This window comes from Acinetobacter sp. YH12135 (assembly GCF_013418565.1).
Classification (GTDB): Bacteria; Pseudomonadota; Gammaproteobacteria; order Pseudomonadales; family Moraxellaceae; genus Acinetobacter; species Acinetobacter towneri.
On sequence record NZ_VPBU01000016.1, the window covers coordinates 14,184 to 32,359 of the forward strand.

General features: G+C 42.8%; 12 protein-coding genes, 1 tRNA gene and 1 pseudogene. 3 read left to right on the forward strand and 11 right to left on the reverse strand.

From position 1 onward, the window contains the following. Positions 1-14: 14 nt before the first annotated feature. The gene (locus tag FTU70_RS10010; RefSeq protein ID WP_178867885.1) at positions 15-1,043 is read right to left on the reverse strand and encodes a hypothetical protein; all 1,029 of its coding nucleotides are present in this window, start codon (positions 1,041-1,043) and stop codon (positions 15-17) included. Positions 1,044-1,068: 25 nt separating this feature from the next. Next, positions 1,069-2,106, reverse strand: coding sequence for a tRNA preQ1(34) S-adenosylmethionine ribosyltransferase-isomerase QueA (gene queA / locus FTU70_RS10015; protein ID WP_180060533.1), 1,038 nt, complete (start codon positions 2,104-2,106; stop codon positions 1,069-1,071). A 177-nt stretch (positions 2,107-2,283) separates the two neighbouring features. Between queA and FTU70_RS10020 the strand changes: the two genes are divergently transcribed. Further along, positions 2,284-2,370 (forward strand) — tRNA-Leu (locus FTU70_RS10020). A 270-nt stretch (positions 2,371-2,640) separates the two neighbouring features. Here FTU70_RS10020 and FTU70_RS10025 read toward each other — a convergent pair. Together FTU70_RS10025 and FTU70_RS10030 are read right to left on the reverse strand one after the other, a co-directional pair. Next, positions 2,641-2,943 (reverse strand): HNH endonuclease, encoded by a 303-nt coding sequence (locus FTU70_RS10025; protein ID WP_167846288.1) that lies wholly within the window; start codon positions 2,941-2,943, stop codon positions 2,641-2,643. Positions 2,944-3,134: 191 nt separating this feature from the next. Continuing rightward, entirely contained in the window at positions 3,135-5,369 is a 2,235-nt protein-coding gene (locus FTU70_RS10030; protein WP_178867555.1) for an NADP-dependent isocitrate dehydrogenase, read from the reverse strand. An 815-nt stretch (positions 5,370-6,184) separates the two neighbouring features. Here FTU70_RS10030 and FTU70_RS10035 point away from each other — a divergent pair. Then, positions 6,185-7,453: a sensor histidine kinase KdpD gene (locus FTU70_RS10035; protein WP_004974961.1), complete on the forward strand. Its 1,269-nt coding sequence runs from the start codon at positions 6,185-6,187 to the stop codon at positions 7,451-7,453. A gap of 96 nt (positions 7,454-7,549) precedes the next feature. Here FTU70_RS10035 and FTU70_RS10040 read toward each other — a convergent pair whose 3' ends face one another. Genes FTU70_RS10040 through FTU70_RS10050 form a run of 3 tightly spaced genes read right to left on the reverse strand, consistent with a single transcriptional unit; the run spans position 7,550 to position 12,318 of the window. Beyond that, positions 7,550-8,986, reverse strand: coding sequence for an efflux transporter outer membrane subunit (locus tag FTU70_RS10040; protein ID WP_004974963.1), 1,437 nt, complete (start codon positions 8,984-8,986; stop codon positions 7,550-7,552). A gap of 22 nt (positions 8,987-9,008) precedes the next feature. After that, the gene (locus FTU70_RS10045; RefSeq protein WP_096902623.1) at positions 9,009-10,982 is read right to left on the reverse strand and encodes a MacB family efflux pump subunit; all 1,974 of its coding nucleotides are present in this window, start codon (positions 10,980-10,982) and stop codon (positions 9,009-9,011) included. A 1-nt stretch (position 10,983) separates the two neighbouring features. Then, on the reverse strand, positions 10,984-12,318 hold the full coding sequence (locus FTU70_RS10050) for an efflux RND transporter periplasmic adaptor subunit (RefSeq protein ID WP_180060534.1): 1,335 nt from the start codon (positions 12,316-12,318) through the stop codon (positions 10,984-10,986). A gap of 414 nt (positions 12,319-12,732) precedes the next feature. Between FTU70_RS10050 and FTU70_RS10055 the strand changes: the two genes are divergently transcribed. After that, the gene (locus FTU70_RS10055; protein WP_004974971.1) at positions 12,733-13,182 is read left to right on the forward strand and encodes a bacteriohemerythrin; all 450 of its coding nucleotides are present in this window, start codon (positions 12,733-12,735) and stop codon (positions 13,180-13,182) included. Between the two features lie 50 nt (positions 13,183-13,232). On the opposite strand, the gene holA is transcribed toward FTU70_RS10055, so the two are convergent. The 4 genes and pseudogenes from holA to FTU70_RS10075 all read right to left on the reverse strand — a co-directional run bounded on the left by holA (position 13,233) and on the right by FTU70_RS10075 (position 18,102). Continuing rightward, positions 13,233-14,231 carry a DNA polymerase III subunit delta gene (holA, locus tag FTU70_RS10060; protein WP_179994377.1) on the reverse strand — a complete coding sequence of 333 codons (999 nt, stop codon included), beginning with the start codon at positions 14,229-14,231 and terminating at the stop codon, positions 13,233-13,235. Positions 14,232-14,252: 21 nt separating this feature from the next. After that, entirely contained in the window at positions 14,253-14,783 is a 531-nt protein-coding gene (gene lptE / locus FTU70_RS10065; protein WP_180043942.1) for an LPS assembly lipoprotein LptE, read from the reverse strand. Positions 14,784-14,979: 196 nt separating this feature from the next. Then, complete coding sequence (gene leuS / locus FTU70_RS10070; RefSeq protein ID WP_179995043.1) at positions 14,980-17,601, reverse strand: leucine--tRNA ligase; 2,622 nt, start codon at positions 17,599-17,601, stop codon at positions 14,980-14,982. A 130-nt stretch (positions 17,602-17,731) separates the two neighbouring features. Continuing rightward, positions 17,732-18,102: pseudogene (locus FTU70_RS10075) on the reverse strand (DUF4124 domain-containing protein). Positions 18,103-18,176: the final 74 nt, after the last annotated feature.

Here is an 18,176-nt window from a genome sequence, read left to right on the forward strand (position 1 = left end):
CCAAGACGATTTTCTTAGTCCAGAAAATCAATCAAATCTGTCTGTAATTGTTCTAAATAAGGTAATTTAAAAGTGCGTAAGTGTCCACGCAATGCGGAAATATCTTGAATATTTTTTGCTTTACTGGAAATTTCAAACAAGTTGCGATTACCTAAAAAACAGAGCGTGTTCCGCTCAGGGTGAAATAACAAATCACCTTGCTGATGCTGAAAAAAATCATCCAGTTTTAACACCATTGCAGGGCTGAGCGTACGCGCCAGTTGAATTGCATCACTGCCAAAAAAGTTGAGTTTTTGATTCAGGCGAATGTCACTGGTATGCCACGGCACATGATAAGGCGCACCAAAGGTTTTATTGTTTGAGGTAACGGCTAAACCTTGTAGCTGCACATCAAAGACAAATACGCCCGATAAATGTCGCACCACTTCACGTACTTTGTAGTCATTGCCATTTTGATCTTTAATGCGGGTTTCACTGACATAGCGATATTCAAATACCAAAACCTGATGCTGCTTGCCTTGTTGATCTTGCCAAACTGTACTGGCGTAGCGGCGAATTTCATTGGACAGATTCCCCAAATTAAATAAAGGGAACAGACTTTTTAAATGGGCAATCAAATAAACGGGTTGTAGGGTTCGGGCAAGATGTTGCGGTGGTTGCTGCCATGCCAGTTGATAGCGTTGAGCAATGCTTTCTTGTTCTAAAAAAGTGATGACTTCTTCAATGGGGTCGTCTTGTTCATAGGTAATAAATGCCCAGAAGATACAGCCTAACCCAATCAGCAAGCAGAATTGCAGCCAAATATTACTCGGTTGAATCAAGAGCAATAAACAGAACAACACACCTATAATGCCAAGCAGGACAGGCAAAACATTTTCAAACTTGAGGGTGATGTCATCTTGCCAAGGGTGTAAGCCATCTAAAATATCTTGATGGCTTTGTGCTTTTTTTCCAATATCCCATAACCGCGCGATATTACGAAATACCCGTTGATTCTTCTTGCGTCGAATATGAATGGAGTGTTGCACGGTATCGAGCGGCATGGCGGTTTCTTTTACAGTTTGAAAATTAAGTCTGAGCTTGATCAATCAGCATGGCATCGCCATAGCTAAAGAAACGATAGCGTTCCGCCACAGCATGTTGATACGCCTGCATGACATTTTCACGGCTTGAAAGCGCAGATACCAACATTAATAAGGTGGATTCAGGCAAGTGGAAATTGGTGATTAGACGATCCACCACTTTAAACTGATAACCTGGGTAAATAAAAATTTGCGTATCACCCGACCACGCTGCAAGTTTGCCTGCATGGGCTTGGGCAGCACTTTCCACGGCACGGGTGGCAGTTGTGCCCACTGAAATAACTTTGTTGCCTCGTGCTTTGGTTTCACGAATCAGCGCTACGGCAGCTTCAGAAACTTCACACCATTCACTGTGCATGATGTGATTGGCAATATCATCGGTACGTACAGGCAGGAATGTACCTGCGCCCACGTGCAAGGTCACAAAGGTTTTTTGAATGCCTTTATCTGCTAGCTGTTGCAGTAAGGCTTCATCAAAGTGCAAGCTGGCAGTGGGTGCGGCAACACTAGCGAGTTTTGTTGGGTCGTTAAATACGGTTTGATAACGCTCGGTATCAATCGCTTCTGCTTCGCGGTTAAAGTAGGGTGGAATCGGCAACTGACCGTAGGCATCCAATACCTCTAAAATAGGCTGCGAAAACTCGACAATAAATAAGTTTTCATGGCGACCTTGTACGGTCACTTTTACAGCATCAGGCCCAATAAACAGTTCTGCACCTGCTTTTGGTGAGTTGCTGGCTTTAATATGGCAATGGGCAATAAATTGATCTTGCAGACGTTCTACCAAGACTTCCACTGCACCGCCTGTGGCACGTTTACCTTTAAGACGCGCTTTCATGACTTTGGTATCGTTAAGTACCAGTAAATCGCCCGCTTCGAGTAAATTCAGTAGGTCGGTAAATTGATGGTCATGATACTGACCTTGAGCATCAAGATGCAGCAGACGAGAGGCGCTACGACTTGCTAGTGGGTAACGAGCAATGAGTTCATCGGGGAGATTAAAATTAAAGTCAGAAAGCTGCATGATAAAAACAAGTTAGAACACTGGGAAAACTGCGCCTAGTATATGCTTTTTTAGGTTTTATGGATGAAATTGGTCGATTATAAATCAAAAAAATGACAGCTGATTTAATTTTAAACAATTGCAAAAAACTTGCGTTGACAAGCTGTCAAAAAAGTTTATTATACCCATCAACACCTACCCGAGGTGGTGAAATTGGTAGACGCGGCGGACTCAAAATCCGCTGTCAGAGATGACGTGTCGGTTCGAGTCCGACCCTCGGGACCATATAAAGGAAAAGCCCTCAAGCATATTAAGACTTGGGGGCTTTTTTATTGTCTGTATATTAATGGGTTGTGCCATTTTTTAGCTCCAGTCTTAATGATTCCATTAGCCACAATTCAGGTGGTCACTTTGGAAAATGAGTACCCAAATGAGTACCTGATTTTTCATTGGTACTCATGGTGGAATCAGATGCTAAGCTTAAATTATTAGATCAATACAATAATCAAATGTGATTGATCGGGTGTCTTATAGGGCTTGTAGTACTTAAAAGCTTTATTCACTATCTAAAGCTACTTTGATGACATCTGCAATTGTCTCAGTGGTGACGCCTCTTTTTCGAGCATTCTCAGAATGGAGCCAAGTTGCTAAGTCTTTATTGCCTTTAGATGCATTGCAGCCAATACAGCACAATGCAATATTGGATAAGGTTGTAATTCTTATATCGTTGATAATGTGTTCCCAAGACTTCTTATTAGCTCTTTCAGTGCCAAACTTTTTGCCGCAATATACACAGCACAGGTCTCGCTCCGAGACCGCATCTTCTATGTGCTTTGGTATTCCCCACGAATTTGCCATTTTAGGTTTTCCTTATTTTATGGCTCTAGTTGAATGAAAAATCCTAACCTTTGATAACTCACATTCATAAAATTTAGATCTAAGCATAAAATGAAATAGTTGTCATAACACTATATAAATGAGGGTGTAAAAAAACCAGCGCCGAAGCGCTGGTTTTTTACATCACTAACTTAGGTTAGTTTTGCATCATCTTATTGAGCTGCATCAAGAGCAGCATTGAATGTTGCGCTTGGACGCATTACTGCATTCACTTTAGCTTGATCTACTGCGTAGTAACCACCGATATCAACCGATTTACCTTGTACTTCCGCAAGTTCAGCAACAATTTTGTCTTCGTTTGCAGCTAAAGCTTGTGCAAGTGGTGCAAACTTCGCTTTCAACTCAGCATCTTCGTCTTGAGCAGCAAGTGCTTCTGCCCAGAATTTTGCCAAGTAGAAGTGGCTGCCACGGTTGTCCAGTTCGCCAGTACGACGTGATGGAGACTTGTCGTTATCAAGTAATTTGCTGGTCGCTTGATCAAGAGTTGATGCAAGTAATTTCGCACGAGTATTATCTTCTTTAATACCCATTTCTTCTAAAGAAGCAGCAAGCGCAAGGAACTCACCTAATGAATCCCAACGTAAGTGGTTTTCTTCAACAAGTTGTTGTACGTGTTTAGGCGCAGAACCACCCGCACCAGTTTCGTACATACCACCACCCGCCATTAACGGAACGATAGATAACATTTTCGCAGAAGTACCAAGCTCCATAATTGGGAACAAGTCAGTGAGGTAGTCACGTAAGATGTTACCTGTTACAGAAATGGTGTCTAAACCACGCGCAACACGCTCAAGTGTATAACGCATCGCACGAACTTGTGACATGATTTGAATATCTAAACCAGTCGTGTCGTGATCTTTTAAGTATTTTTGAACTTTCTTGATCACTTCGTTTTCGTGTGGACGGTACGGGTCTAACCAGAAAATTGCTGGCATACCAGAGTTACGTGCACGTGTTACTGCAAGTTTAACCCAGTCGCGAATAGGTGCATCTTTCACCTGACACATACGCCAGATGTCGCCTTCTTCTACGTTTTGAGTCATCAACACTTCACCAGTGTCAATATCAGTGATGTTTGCAACACCTGCAGCAGGAACTTCAAAAGTCTTGTCGTGTGAGCCGTATTCTTCAGCTTTTTGCGCCATCAAACCTACGTTTGGCACAGTACCCATCGTACGTGGGTCGAAGTTACCATTCCACTTACAGAAATTGATCATTTCTTGGTAAATACGCGCGAAAGTAGATTCAGGCATTACTGCTTTACAGTCGTAAGGTTTACCGTCAGCACCCCACATTTTACCGCCACCACGAATCATTGCAGGCATAGAAGCATCTACAATTACGTCGTTTGGAGAGTGGAAGTTGGTGATGCCTTTTGCAGAATCCACCATTGCAAGTGCAGGGCGGTGTTCTTGGCATGCGTGTAAATCTTCGATGATTTCTTCACGTAAAGAAGTTGGTAAGGTTTCGATCTTTTCATAAAGACCTGCCATACCGTTGTTGACGTTAATGCCAAGTTCTTCAAACAATTTACCGTGTTTTTCAAACGCTTCTTTATAGTAAATTTTCACACAGTGACCGAATACAATCGGGTGTGAAACTTTCATCATGGTCGCTTTTACGTGTAAAGAGAACAAAATGCCTGCTTCTTTACAATCATCCAATTCTTTTTCATAGAAGTCGCAAAGCGCTTTCTTGCTCATGAACATAGAATCGATGATTTCGCCGTCAAGTAACGCTACTTTTTCTTTCAGTACAATGGTTTCACCAGATTGAGTGATGAGTTCCATTTTTACGTTACGTGCGCGGTCAAGCGTCATCGATTTTTCGCCATGGTAGAAGTCGCCTTCATCCATGTGTGAAACGTGAGTTTGTGACCATTGCTTCCATTCACCCATAGAGTGCGGGTGTTTTTTCGCATAGTTTTTCACTGCAGCAGGTGCACGACGGTCAGAGTTACCTTCACGTAATACAGGGTTTACTGCTGAGCCTAAGCATTTGCCAAAACGAGCGCGTAAAGCTTTATCTTCTGCAGTATTTTCATTTTCAGGATAGTCAGGAATTGCATAGCCTTTTGCTTGTAATTCCTTGATACATGCAACTAACTGAGCAACTGAAGCACTGATGTTTGGAAGTTTGATGATATTGGTATCTGGATCTTGCGTGAGACGTCCAAGCTCTGCGAGGTTGTCGGCTACCTTCTGTTCTTCGCTTAGGTATTCCGAGAATTCAGAGAGTACGCGTGCTGCTACAGAGATATCACTCTTGACAATCTCGATGCCAGCAGGCTTAGTAAAGGTCTCAATGATCGGCAGTAGAGAGTAGGTCGCCAACAATGGCGCCTCATCGGTCAGTGTGTAAATGATTTTTGACTTTCCACCAGCCATATATAGCCCCTTGCTTTGATTGAGTTTTTTAGGAGCGAGATGATGACTCAGCCCCTGCGAACCGATTTGCCTAATTTAACCTTGAGAGTATCGACTCTCAATGCATTTCAGTCAACGTAATTACAGTGATGACGCCATTTCGCTACGAAATGATGTGTCGCATTTGTGCGAGTCAAGACACGGCTTAATGTAAAAATGAGCCTATTTAAACCTAAAAATCGCCTTGAGTATTTAGTGTTGAAATACTAATCAAATCGTATGATGAAGATATGACATCAAAAATATATGTATATTTTATTATAAATTAACCAGTTGAGGGTTCGACTTAAGTCGAATGTTTGATAAATAACCGATGAAAATGATAGGTGGATATATTTATTCTATTTATTTTATATGTTTATCAATATGTTGCTTCTATTTTTTACAGTGTGATGCAATGTAAACTCTTGTATAGAAGTTGAGATTTTCTTCAAAAACGGAGGGAAATCTACAGATAAAAAGCCTGATTTATATTTTAAAAGTTTAGATCTATTTTTATGGTCCAAATTTTACAAAAATAAGCGTATTTTTTAGCGGGTTTGTAGCACCGTTTGATCCATCAAAAATCATAATCAAGCGTGAGCTAAACCCTTGTTAATCCATAGATGAAAAATCAAGTAGTAAAGAAGAAATGCCGAGTTGTTACGCAGTTTTTTAAATTAGTTTGAAAGCTTGTGTTTTGTGTTAAAGTTTGTAGGTTAACTCTGAATTCAGTGGATGAGTTTTGTAGACAAAATAATTCATAGGCGCGGCACACTTTAATTAACGAGGCAAAAATGAAAATACAGTTGCTGGAAATTGGTCCTGAAACGGAGCAACTCAGTGCTTGCACACTCTCGTTATTATTGGGTGTACATACGCCAAGTAACCAAATTGATGGTTTTTTGAAGTTTGCCCGTCAAATGCTGCAAGTAGATCATGCCATTTTGACTTTTAAAAATGAGCCGTACATCTGGTATTCCACCAATCAAGTTTTTAAAGCCTTTCGTGCCAACCCAAACGCACGGTTAGACGCTTTCTTTCAAGGTCAGCAACTGATTGAACCTCAACATCCTCAATATGCAAATTTTGTGCAGCACATCGCAAGTTTGGGGATAGAAGCCGCGCGCCTAATCGCACTGGATTTACTCAAAACCGATGGCGAGTCGATTGGGCAGTTGTTGTTATTTGATCATCGTGAAGAAGCGTTTAGTTTAGGTGCTTTGCCGACAGTGGCGGAGTTTGCTGCAGGTTTGGTGCGTTATATTGAATTAAAAGTTGATTATGCAAGCTTAAAAGAACTGTATGAACAGCAGTCTGCATTGAATTTTAGTAAAACCAAATTTTTCCAAATTATTGCGCATGATTTGCGCGCGCCATTTCATGGCTTATTGGGGTTTTCGGAAGTTTTAGCGCAAGAGCGCGAAACTTTGGATGATTCTAGTATTCAAAATATTGCCGACTATTTATTCGACACAGCACAATCGACCTATAACTTGCTAGAAAGTTTATTGAATTGGGCGATGGCAGAGGGTGGACGCTTTGTGTATCACCCAATTAATTTTGAGTTAAAGCAATCGACCAAAATTGTTTGCGATGTGTTGAAAAGTTTGGCAATCAAGAAAAATATTGAACTGATTGATCAAGTTGAAGAAGGCATTAAAGTTTATGCCGACATCAATATGATTACCTCGGTGATTCAAAATTTGGTGTCGAATGCGCTGAAATTTACCTTTACCGATGGCACAGGCAAAGTCATTTTACGTGCAGAGCAAACAGAAACCAGTGTGGATATTTATATTCAAGATACGGGTTTGGGCATGACTGCACAACAACTCGAAACGCTGTTCGAGCCTAAACTTACTGTTAGTTTTAAAGGCACTGCAGGTGAAAAGGGTATTGGTTTAGGTTTGGTGTTGTGTAAGCGTTTTGTCGATTTGAACCACGGGCAAATTGTGGTGGAATCGAAAGAAGGTGTGGGAACGACTTTTAAAGTCAGTTTGCCAATTGCGACCAGTAGCCATCAAGTATTAAGTAAAGAAGCGTTATTATCTGAGAAAACTTAATTTCAAAGTTTATATACAAAGCAAGCAAAAGCCTGTGGATGTTTAAAATCATCCACAGGCTTTTTTTATCGTGATCAATTTAGATCAACTCTTGCATTATTGAATGTTTTGAATCGGACTACCACCCAACGCTTGCAATAAAGTCACATAGGCGTTGTATTGGTTTTGCTTGGTCTGCAATAAACTTAAACGTGCATTGCGGGTGGTTTCTTGTGCATCTAGCAGGTTTTTTAAGGCAATCGCACCATGCCGATAACGCACCTCAGTTAAGCGTTCAGTTTTCTCTGCCAGTGCTAAATTGCGGCTTTGGAGCGCGACTTGTTGATTCAGCGCGGTTCGTGCTGACAGTGCATTTTCGACATCGGCAAAGGCTTTATATAAAGTTTGTCGATATTGCACAATGGCTTTTTCATATTCCAAAGCATTCACTTTTAGATCGCGCTGCATATCATTCCATTGCAAAAATGGCAGGGTTAAACCTGCACCTAAAGTGGCAATTGGGTTTTTTAGGGCATCGCTTAAAGAGGTATGCGCGCCCGTACCGACACCTGTACTGAGTGTGCCTGTAAGACTGATGGATGGGTAATAACTGGCTCGATTGGCATCTTTATTGGCCAAGGCTTTACGTAAACGTAATTCGGCTGCACGTAAGTCGGGACGACGTGACAGCAGTTCTGCAGGTAAGCCAGCAGTAATATTCGGTAAACGAACAGCGGCTAAACTCTGTGGTTCATTGATATTCAACATTTGCACAGGTTGATGCAGTAAAACTGCCAAGGCGGTGCGTGTTTCAACTTTTTGCTGTGCAATTTGGCTCAAGGTTGATTTTTGACTTTGCAGGGCTTGTTCGGCTTGGTTTAAATCCAATCCTGAAACTGCACCCGCGCGATATTGCGCACTGACCAATTGATACGTTTTTTGCGTACTGGCAAGGTTTTGTTGTGCGACAACATAGCGTTCATTTAAATAACCCAATTGCCAATATAAATTGGCAGTGGTTGCAATCAGGCTTTGTGCGGTGGCTTGTAAGTCTTGTTCGGTGGCTAAGGCTTCCCAACGTGCAGCTTCAGTCTGATTGGCAAGTTTACCGAATAAGTCCAATTCATAGCTCAGTCCGGGATAATTCAGCGAAATCCCACGCGCTGTATCACCATTGCCCTCTAAACTAAATTGATGCCCTGTAGAAATACCTGCATTGCCAATCCGGACACCTTGCTGACTTTGGCTTTGTTTGGCTTGTAATCTGGCTTGTTGTAAATTCAGTCCTGCAACCGCGAGGTCACTGTTACGCGCCAAGACTTGTTCAACCAATTGATTTAAAGCAGCATCGTGAAAGAGTGTCCACCAACGGTCTGTATTTAGTTGTGCAAGGACTTGCTGGCTTTTTTGCTGCTGCTCAAACTGTTGAGGAATATTTACAGCAGGTGCCTGATAAGGTGTTTTGACTACGGCTGCACAACCCACTAAGCTGCTGCCAAGAAAAAGCGCAGTGACGAGTTGGCTGAATTGTCGTGACTTCTGGTTAAATCGCATCATCATTCCTTACTCTAATTCCTTATTCTCTAGATAGCGCATCGACAGGGTTCAGTTGGGCAGCATTACGTGCAGGAATAAAACCGAACACAATTCCAATCAGGCTTGAACAGACAAAAGCGGCTACAATCGAGGTGGTGGAGTACGCCATTTGAAAGGTTCCACCTGCCACATGATTAATCAATTGCCCAATTCCGAGTGCGAGCAAGACGCCAAGTACACCGCCTAAAATACACACTAAAATGGCTTCAATTAAAAATTGCTGCAAAATATCGCTTTGTCGTGCGCCGACTGCCATGCGTACCCCAATTTCTTGGGTGCGTTCTGTGACAGAGACCAACATGATGTTCATTACGCCAATTCCACCGACCACCAGTGAAATCACTGCAATAGCAGAAACCAGTAAGGTCATGGTGGCGGTAGTTTGTTGGATGGTTTCACGGATACTGTCGGCATTTTGAGTAAATACATCCTGCGCACCATGACGCTGTACCAACAGACTTAGGATGGCATTTTCTGCTGCAGCACTTGGATATTCATCTTTGACTCGTACAATAATGCTGCGCACATGGCTTTGGCCAAGCATGCGGCTCATTACCGTAGAGTAGGGCAAATACACATTTAAGCTGTCGGCATTGCCCATCATGCTTTTTTGTTCTTCGACCACGCCAATAATACGGCTGGGTACGCTGCCCAATAAAATTACTTGCCCGACAGGGTTGCTGCCATCACTAAAAAATGTATTTTTGGTGTTGTGATCAATCACCACATCTTGCGCTTGTTCCAGCACGCTGTGTTTGTCAAAAGGCTGACCCGACTGGAAGTTCATGCCGCGCACATAGAAAAAGTCTTCGCTCACACCATTGACTGTGGCAGAAGCCTCGGTGTCTTTAAAACGTACTGTGACGTTGCTATTGACCGATGGGCTGACCCCATCCACATAAGGTTGTTCTGCCAAAGCATCGGCATCGGCAGGAATTAGGGTTTTAAGCTGAGATGAGCGCGAGGTATCACCAAAACCACGCCCTTGAAACACGGTGATGGTATTGGTGCCTAAACTGCTGATGTTTTCTAAAATTTGTTTCTGTGAACCATTGCCCAGTGCCACAACAGATACAACCGAAGCGATCCCGATAATAATCCCGAGCATGGTTAAAAAGGTGCGCATGCGATGTGCATTCATCGCCAGTAGCGCCATGCGGAAGGCTTCACCTAAACGATCAAATACAGAGCGCCAAGCTGAAGTTCTTTTTTGTGGCGGATGTTGCAAGGTTTGTTGAGTAATATCATCCTGATCGGCAGGTGTGTTGGGCTGATCAGAAATAATAAGCCCATCACTGATTTCAATAATCCGTGTGGCATTTTTAGCGACATTATGGTCATGTGTGACCAAGATGATGGTGTGACCTTTGGCATTCAGCTCACGCAAAATCCGCATCACTTCAATACCGCTATTCTTGTCGAGTGCACCTGTGGGTTCATCGGCAAGAATCACATCGCCACCATTCATCAAGGCACGTGCAATGGATACACGTTGTTGTTGTCCACCTGAAAGCTGACTTGGGCGGTTTTGGGTTTTATCGGCTAGACCTAAGTCACTGAGCAGCGCAGTCGCGCGTGCTTGTCGTTCTTCAACATCGGCACCTGCATAAATTGCAGGCACTTCGACGTTGCCCGCAGCGCTTAAATCACCCAATAAGTGATAGCGCTGGAAAATAAAACCAAAATATTCACGACGTAGTTGTGCCAATTCATCGGCTTCAAGTTGTCGAGTTTCGCGTCCTTTGACTTTATAGCTGCCAGTAGTGGGTTGATCCAGACAGCCCAAAATATTCATGAGGGTGGATTTTCCTGAACCTGACTGACCCACAATTGCAACCAATTCACCTGGGTAAATCTTCAGATCAATACCTTTGAGAATCTGCACTGTAGATTCGCCCGCAGGGAATTCACGGGTCAGATTGGTGACCTCTAACAGAGGTTGTGACTGACTCATCTTACATTCTCACTGATGGACCAACACGACCACCACGCTTCGCCGCATCATTTGAGGTATCGGAACCATCGGCAATAATGACTTGATCGCCCAGTTTTAGGCCACGAATGACTTGTACCGTTGCACGGTTATTTAAGCCAAGCAATACCGATTGTGGACGAGCTGAACCATCAGCTTGCAGTACACGTACCATACCTAAAGAGGCTTTACCTTGATCAACCAAGGCTTTTTCATTGGCAGTCAACTCCAAGCGGGCAGGGCGTTTGGCAGAGCTGGCATTGGTATTGTCGCGCTCAGCACGTACGTTGCTGTCTGAATTATTGCTGTTGCCACGACTGCGTGAACGGTTTGCACCTTGTACCGCAGCAGCAGGAATGGTCAGCACATTGCGTGCCTCTGCCAAAACAATGGACACTTGTGCGGTCATATTGATGCGTAGCTTGCCGTCTTCATTTGGTACGTCAAATAAAGCGTTGTAGTACACGGCAGAACTTGAAGATGATGACGTATTGTTATTGCTTTCGGTATTGATGGATTTGGGTGCAGGTTCTACCTGACGTAAAGTAGCGTAATGTTTTTTCTCACTGTTGCCCAAGGTGGTGAAATAGACCGTTTGTCCCTCTTCGACCTTCATTACATCCGCTTCAGAAATTTCTGCTTTTACAGTCATGGTGTCAAGTTTGGCTAATTTAACAATCGTGGGCGCACTTTGATTGGCGTTCACGGTTTGACCTTCTTCGGTCACAATTGCGACGATAGTGCCATCCATTGGGGCAAGAATACGGGTATAACCTAAATTTTCTTTAGACGTGTCTAAAGTTAGGCGTGACTGTTCAATTTGAGCGTTAATGGCAGCAATTTCTGCTTGCGAAGTTTTATAGTTGGCTAAGGCAGTTTCAAGTTCGGCACGTGAGGTCGCATCTTGCGCATACATGGCTTGTTGACGCTGATATTCTGCTGCGACTTTGGCGAGATTGGCTTGTCGAACCGCCAATTGTGCCTGTTGGTTTTTAATGCTGGCTTGTGCTGTTTTAAACTCGTTTTCCTGTCGTACAGAGTCAATTTGGGCAATCAACTGTCCTTGTTTGACTTGATCGCCTAACTGAACATACATTTTTTTGACTTGACCTGAAACTTGCGCACCAACGCTGACCATTTTGGTGGCTTCAAGTACGCCTGTTGCCAACACCGCACTTTCAATATCTCCACGGCTCACTTCGGCAGTAATGTATTGCGGTTGTTGTTCTTTGGGTTTTAAAAAATACCAAGCGGCAAATGCCAGCATCAGCGCAATGATAATTCCCGCAATAAGTTTGGTCGATTTTATTTTTGGCATGAGTCAAAAAACAGAAAAAGAAATTAAAAGGATTATAGAAGTGAAATAAGGATAAATCGTGAATTTTTTGAAGAAACTGCAAATGAGAATTATTTATTAGTGGTTTGAGCTAGATTTAATACAGTCTGAGTACGGTATTACATCCATAAAAAAAGTGAAAATAGCATCTGTTAACGAGGTGGGGGTAGTTTGTTTCATCTCTATGATAATTTTATGAATTTTTATGATAAATGCTGAAAAATACAACTATGGTCTAAGTTGCTTAAAAAACCTTATTTTCTATATGGATTTAAGAATTAAAAGCAGCTAGTATCAAATTCCATAAAATAATTATGGATTTAATCATTAGGATAATACGGCATCGGGACGATGCAATAAAACATGACTTTAAGCAAAAAATCTGAGGGGTAAATCATGGAGTGGAGTGAGAAATTTAATATCGGAATTGATGTGATTGACAATCAACATCGACAAATTCTGGACTATATTAATGCGCTGGAAAAAATTCGGGCGACAGGTGCGCGGGAGCAAATCAAAGAAGTCTTGGATGACTTGATTGACTATACGCAATCGCATTTTAGCTTTGAAGAAAACTTGTTGTCACAGGTCAATTATCAATACTTACCATCACATCGTGGTATTCACGAACTCTTTGTGAAGCGTTTGAATGATTGCCGTCAGCGTTTTGCCAATGGCGAATCGGTAGAACATGATTTGTATCGTTTGTTGTCTAAATGGTTGATTAACCATATTCAGCATGATGATCAGGATTATGTCGATGCGGTACGCGACAATATGCTGCATTATTTGCGTTCACAGGAACAGAAAAAAGGCAAAAGTTGGTTTGCACGTTTCTTTAGCTAATCCTCTGAAAAGCAGATGATTTTAAAAATTATTTGATGAAGTCTGCTTAATTAAGCCGAGTGAGAAGCAAACAGCGTTTTACCACAGAGTTCTGTAATGGCTTGTAGCACCAAATGTTCAGGGTTTTCCTTGGACATCCCTTTGATGGCGGCATCAATACGCAATAATAGGGCGGGCCATTGCAAGAAACTATTTGGATTTAAACGTCGCAAAGCTTGCTGATAAACACTGACTTTGTTTTTCCAGATACCCAGTTGCAAAGCATTTTGTGGTTGTTCAAATAATTGCATCAGCAGGCGCATTTCTTTGCTGATGCTCCACAAAATTAAACTCATGGCTTCACCCGAAGCCATGAGGTATTGAAAAATTTTCATGGCTTGCGCTAGATTTCCCGCCAGTAAAGCATCATTTAAATCGTAAGTGCTATAACGGGATTGATCTTGTAAACAGGCATGTAAATGTTCAATCTGAATCTGCTGAATTTCAGGAAAGGTGTCACTGACCCGCATCAAGCTGTTTTTGGCAGCCAAAAGGTTGTGTTCATGGTGTTGTTCCAACCATTGCCACGCATCATGTCCCAATTGGATGCCAAGCTTTTCTGCTTCCAAACCTAAAATCTGCTGCCGATCTTTAGGATAATTCGCCGTGAGTGCAACATTGACCCCATTGGCATCAATCAATTGAAAAAAACTGGATTTCAGGCTATTGCTGTCCTGTTTTGGCATCACTACCAACAGCAAGTTTTGTTCATTGTGCTGAATATAACTTTTCAGTTGTTTTAGTGTGCTGGCATCGGGCTTGATATTGCCGTGTACTTCAACCGCCAATTGACTCGAAAACAGTGACAGACTGTTTAAGGCATTGAATACATTTTTCCAATCGCTAACGCTATTTAAATCATAACGCTGACGTTCAATATCCTGTTTTTGCCAACTGGCACGAAAAGCATCCAGCAAGTTTTGTTCGAGTAAGGGTTCTTGACCATGCAAAATCCATACGCCACGTGCTTCATCGACACGTTTGAGGGCTTGTAGATAGTCAAGTTTCATAAAAAATTCGCACTCGAAAACTTATTTAGGGTTTGAATACACAGGTGGGTTGACCAAAGGTAAACGATTAGATGAAATTTGACGCACAATTTGCTGTGCTACATCATCAATAATGACTTCTTTTAAGAATTTTTGTTCCTGATCATCGGTATTCACAGTTGCGACATCGTATTGATAACTGCGCGTTGCCATGACGGTACGAGGTTCGGTGATCGGGTTGCCTTGCGCATCTTCAATACGGAAAGTCACACTCAAACGCAATAAGGTTTCTACCAGTTTGCCATTCAATTCCAAGCGACGTGGCGTATAGTCAAGTACACGCAGTACATAGGCATTAGGGTCATTGCTGAGTTGTACGCCCGCTGTACCCATGTGAATGGAAAGTTTTTCTTCTAATTCTTCAGCATTGCTCGGTAAAGCCAGACTCATTTTTGAATAAGCCACAGGTGCAATGCTTGGATTGGTGCCTTTAAGATGAAAACCGCAGCCGACTAAGCTAGCACTGAGTCCACAAGTTAAAACAATGACTGCTAGACGTTGGCTAAAGTGCATGTGCTGTCCTCTGTAATATTCTTGAAAGTTTAAAAGCGGAAGTTGAGAATATCTTGATTGTAGGTGCAAAGCTCGTTGACTGACAACGGGCTTTGTTTGGAAATTGTTTTAATTCCTTTTTTGTAGGAGGGTTTAGGGGGATTGTTTTATAAAATCCCTCCAAACCTCCCTTTAAAAAAGGGAGGTTTAAAAGCACTTAAACCACCAAATTCACTAGCTTATTCGGTACCACAATTTCTTTCTTGGTTGGCCCAGTCAAGAATGGTTGTACTTCTGGTAACGCTTTGGCAAGTGCAAGAATGTCTTCTTTAGATGCATCTACCGCTACATCAAGCTTGCCGCGTAATTTACCATTTACCTGCACCACAATCGTTTGAGTATTGCGGGTTAATGCAGACTCATCGACCACAGGGAATAGGGTAGAGGTTAATTCAATTCCGAACTCTACCAATAAGGTTTGGCTCAAGTGTGGTGCAAATGGCGCAAGCAAGGTCAATAAAGTCACAATTGCTTCACGTTCAACCGCAAGGTCTTGTTCGTTCTGCGCTTCAAACTTGTTGCAAGCATTCAAGAGTTCCATCAATGCTGCAATTGCAGTGTTGAACGCATGACGACGCTCAATATCATCGCCCACTTTTTGAATGGTTTCATGGGTTTTGCGACGTAAGTCTTGTGCTGCTGTAGCAAGTTTGCTGCTGTCTATTGCAGTTGCATTGCTGCCTTTTTCAAGGAAACCTGCCGCCAAACGCCAAACACGTTTTAAGAAGCGGTTCGCACCTTCAACACCTGCATCTGACCATTCTAAAGACTGATCAGGTGGTGCAGCGAACATCATAAATACACGTGCAGTATCTGCGCCGTATTGGTCAATAATGGCTTGCGGGTCGATACCGTTATTTTTCGATTTCGACATTTTTTCCTGACCGCCAACAATCACAGCTTGACCATCGCCCATGTATTTTGCAGAAAGAACACGACCTTTTTCGTCTTTTTCAAGCTCGATATCGGCAGGGTTAAACCAAGTTTTCTTGCCGCTTTCTGCTTCGCGGTAGAAGGTGTCAGCCAAGACCATGCCTTGAGTCAGTAAGTTGGTAAATGGCTCATTGCCTTGTACCACGCCTTCATCACGCATAAGTTTGTGGAAGAAACGCGCGTACAATAAGTGCAAGATGGCGTGTTCTACACCACCAATATATTGATTAACTGGCAACCAAGTTTGCGCAGCTTCAGGCTTGACCATGCCACCTGTAAAGTCTGGAGATGCGTAACGTGCGTAATACCAAGATGACTCTACAAAAGTATCTAAGGTATCGGTTTCACGACGTGCTTCGCCACCACAGCATGGGCAAGTGGTTTGATAGAATTCAGGCATTTTATTTAACGGGTTGCCTGAGCCATCTGGCACAACATCGGTAGGTAAAATGACAGGAAGCTGATCTTCTGGAACTGGAACTTGTCCACATTTTTCACAGTTGATCATTGGAATTGGGCAACCCCAGTAACGTTGGCGTGAAACACCCCAGTCACGTAAACGGAATTGTACTTTTACGTTGGCTAAACCTTGTGGCTCTAATTTCGCTAAAAGTGCATCAAAAGCCGCTTGGAAATCTAAACCATCAAATTCGCCTGAGTTGACCAGTTTACCTTCTTTAGAACCGTACCACTCTTGCCATTGGGTTGTGTCAAAGTCCGCATCGTCTGCACCTTTGGCATCAATCACCTGAATAATTGGCAATTGGAATTTATTGGCAAACTCAAAATCACGCTCATCGTGTGAAGGTACAGCCATCACTGCGCCAGAACCGTAAGACATCAACACATAGTTGGCAATCCACACAGGTAATTCTTTACCTGTTACTGGATGCTTCACAAATAAGCCAGTCGCCATGCCTTTTTTCTCGGCAGTGGCAAGGTCAGCTTCTGCCACAGAACCCATGCGGCATTCTTCAATAAAGGCTTTTAATTGTGCATTGTTTTCTGCTGCTTTTAACGCCATAGGATGTTCTGCAGCAACAGCCACATAAGTTGCACCCATTAACGTGTCAGCACGCGTTGTAAATACAGTCAGACCATCTGCATAAATTTCAGGATTTGCCGATGGGAATGTGATTTCCATCCCTTGCGAACGCCCAATCCAGTTGCGCTGCATGGTCAAGACTTGCTGTGGCCAACCATCTTTTAAAGTTTCTAAATCGTCTAATAATTCTTGGGCATAATCGGTAATGCGGAAGTAGTACATTGGAATATCGCGTTTTTCTACCAATGCACCTGAACGCCAACCACGGCCATTTTCGACCTGTTCATTGGCCAAAACTGTTTGATCGACAGGATCCCAGTTGACTGTCGAGAGTTTGCGATAAATTAACCCTTTTTTATACAGTTGCACGAATAACCATTGTTCCCAGTGGTAATACTCTGGAGTACAAGTGGCAAATTCACGATCCCAATCTATTGCCAAACCTAGTTTTTTCAATTGGTCGCGCATGTAGGCGATATTTTCAAAAGTCCATTTAGCTGGGGCAACCTGATGCGCAATCGCTGCGTTTTCTGCAGGTAAACCAAAAGCATCCCAACCCATAGGTTGTAAGACGGTTTCACCTTTTAAACGGTGGAAACGACTAATCACATCACCAATGGTGTAGTTACGCACGTGACCCATGTGCAGTTTGCCGCTTGGGTAAGGGAACATCGAGAGGATATAACGATGTGGACCTTCGACTGTGTCGGCAACTTTAAAGGCTTTGCGAGATTCCCAGTCGCTTTGGACTTGGGGTTCAATCGCACTGGCTTGATATTCAGGGTCAATGTGAGTAGTCATAAGGTTAAATCAGGAATAAACGGTTAAAAAAAGTGTGTCACACAGCATAGCGCAAAATGCAGCTAAATTGAATTTTGCGCGTTGGATTGTGCAGGAAAATTTAAGCGAGTCGTACTTTATGGCTTAAAACTTAAAAAACTTGTGGGTTGGCACGTTCTTGTTGTGCCTGATTTAAAGCTGCATTGGCTTCACGTTGTTGCTGATCCATAGCTGGATTTCCTGCAGGATGATTTGTGGTAGGTGTCGCATGTTGGTTTGTTGTATTTGCAGCAGTAGGTGCAGGGTTGTCAGCAGGATTTGCAGGAATGGCAACGGTTGGTGCTGAATTTCTCCAGCCATAGGTGTCGACTTTGCCCTTTTCTTGGCAGTTTTTGGCGGCGGTGTCGTGGTGTAATGGGTTGAACCATTTGCATCGACCCACTTGTAATATTGTTTTGCAGAAACTGAGCTAGTGGCAAAAATTAAAATCAAGCTTGCAGAAAGACAACTCAAGCGGATCATTGGCGTTTTCATGTTTGGAAGTCCTGAGCAAAAAGGGTAAATGGCAGAAAACCAATTACAAAAAATCATGTTGG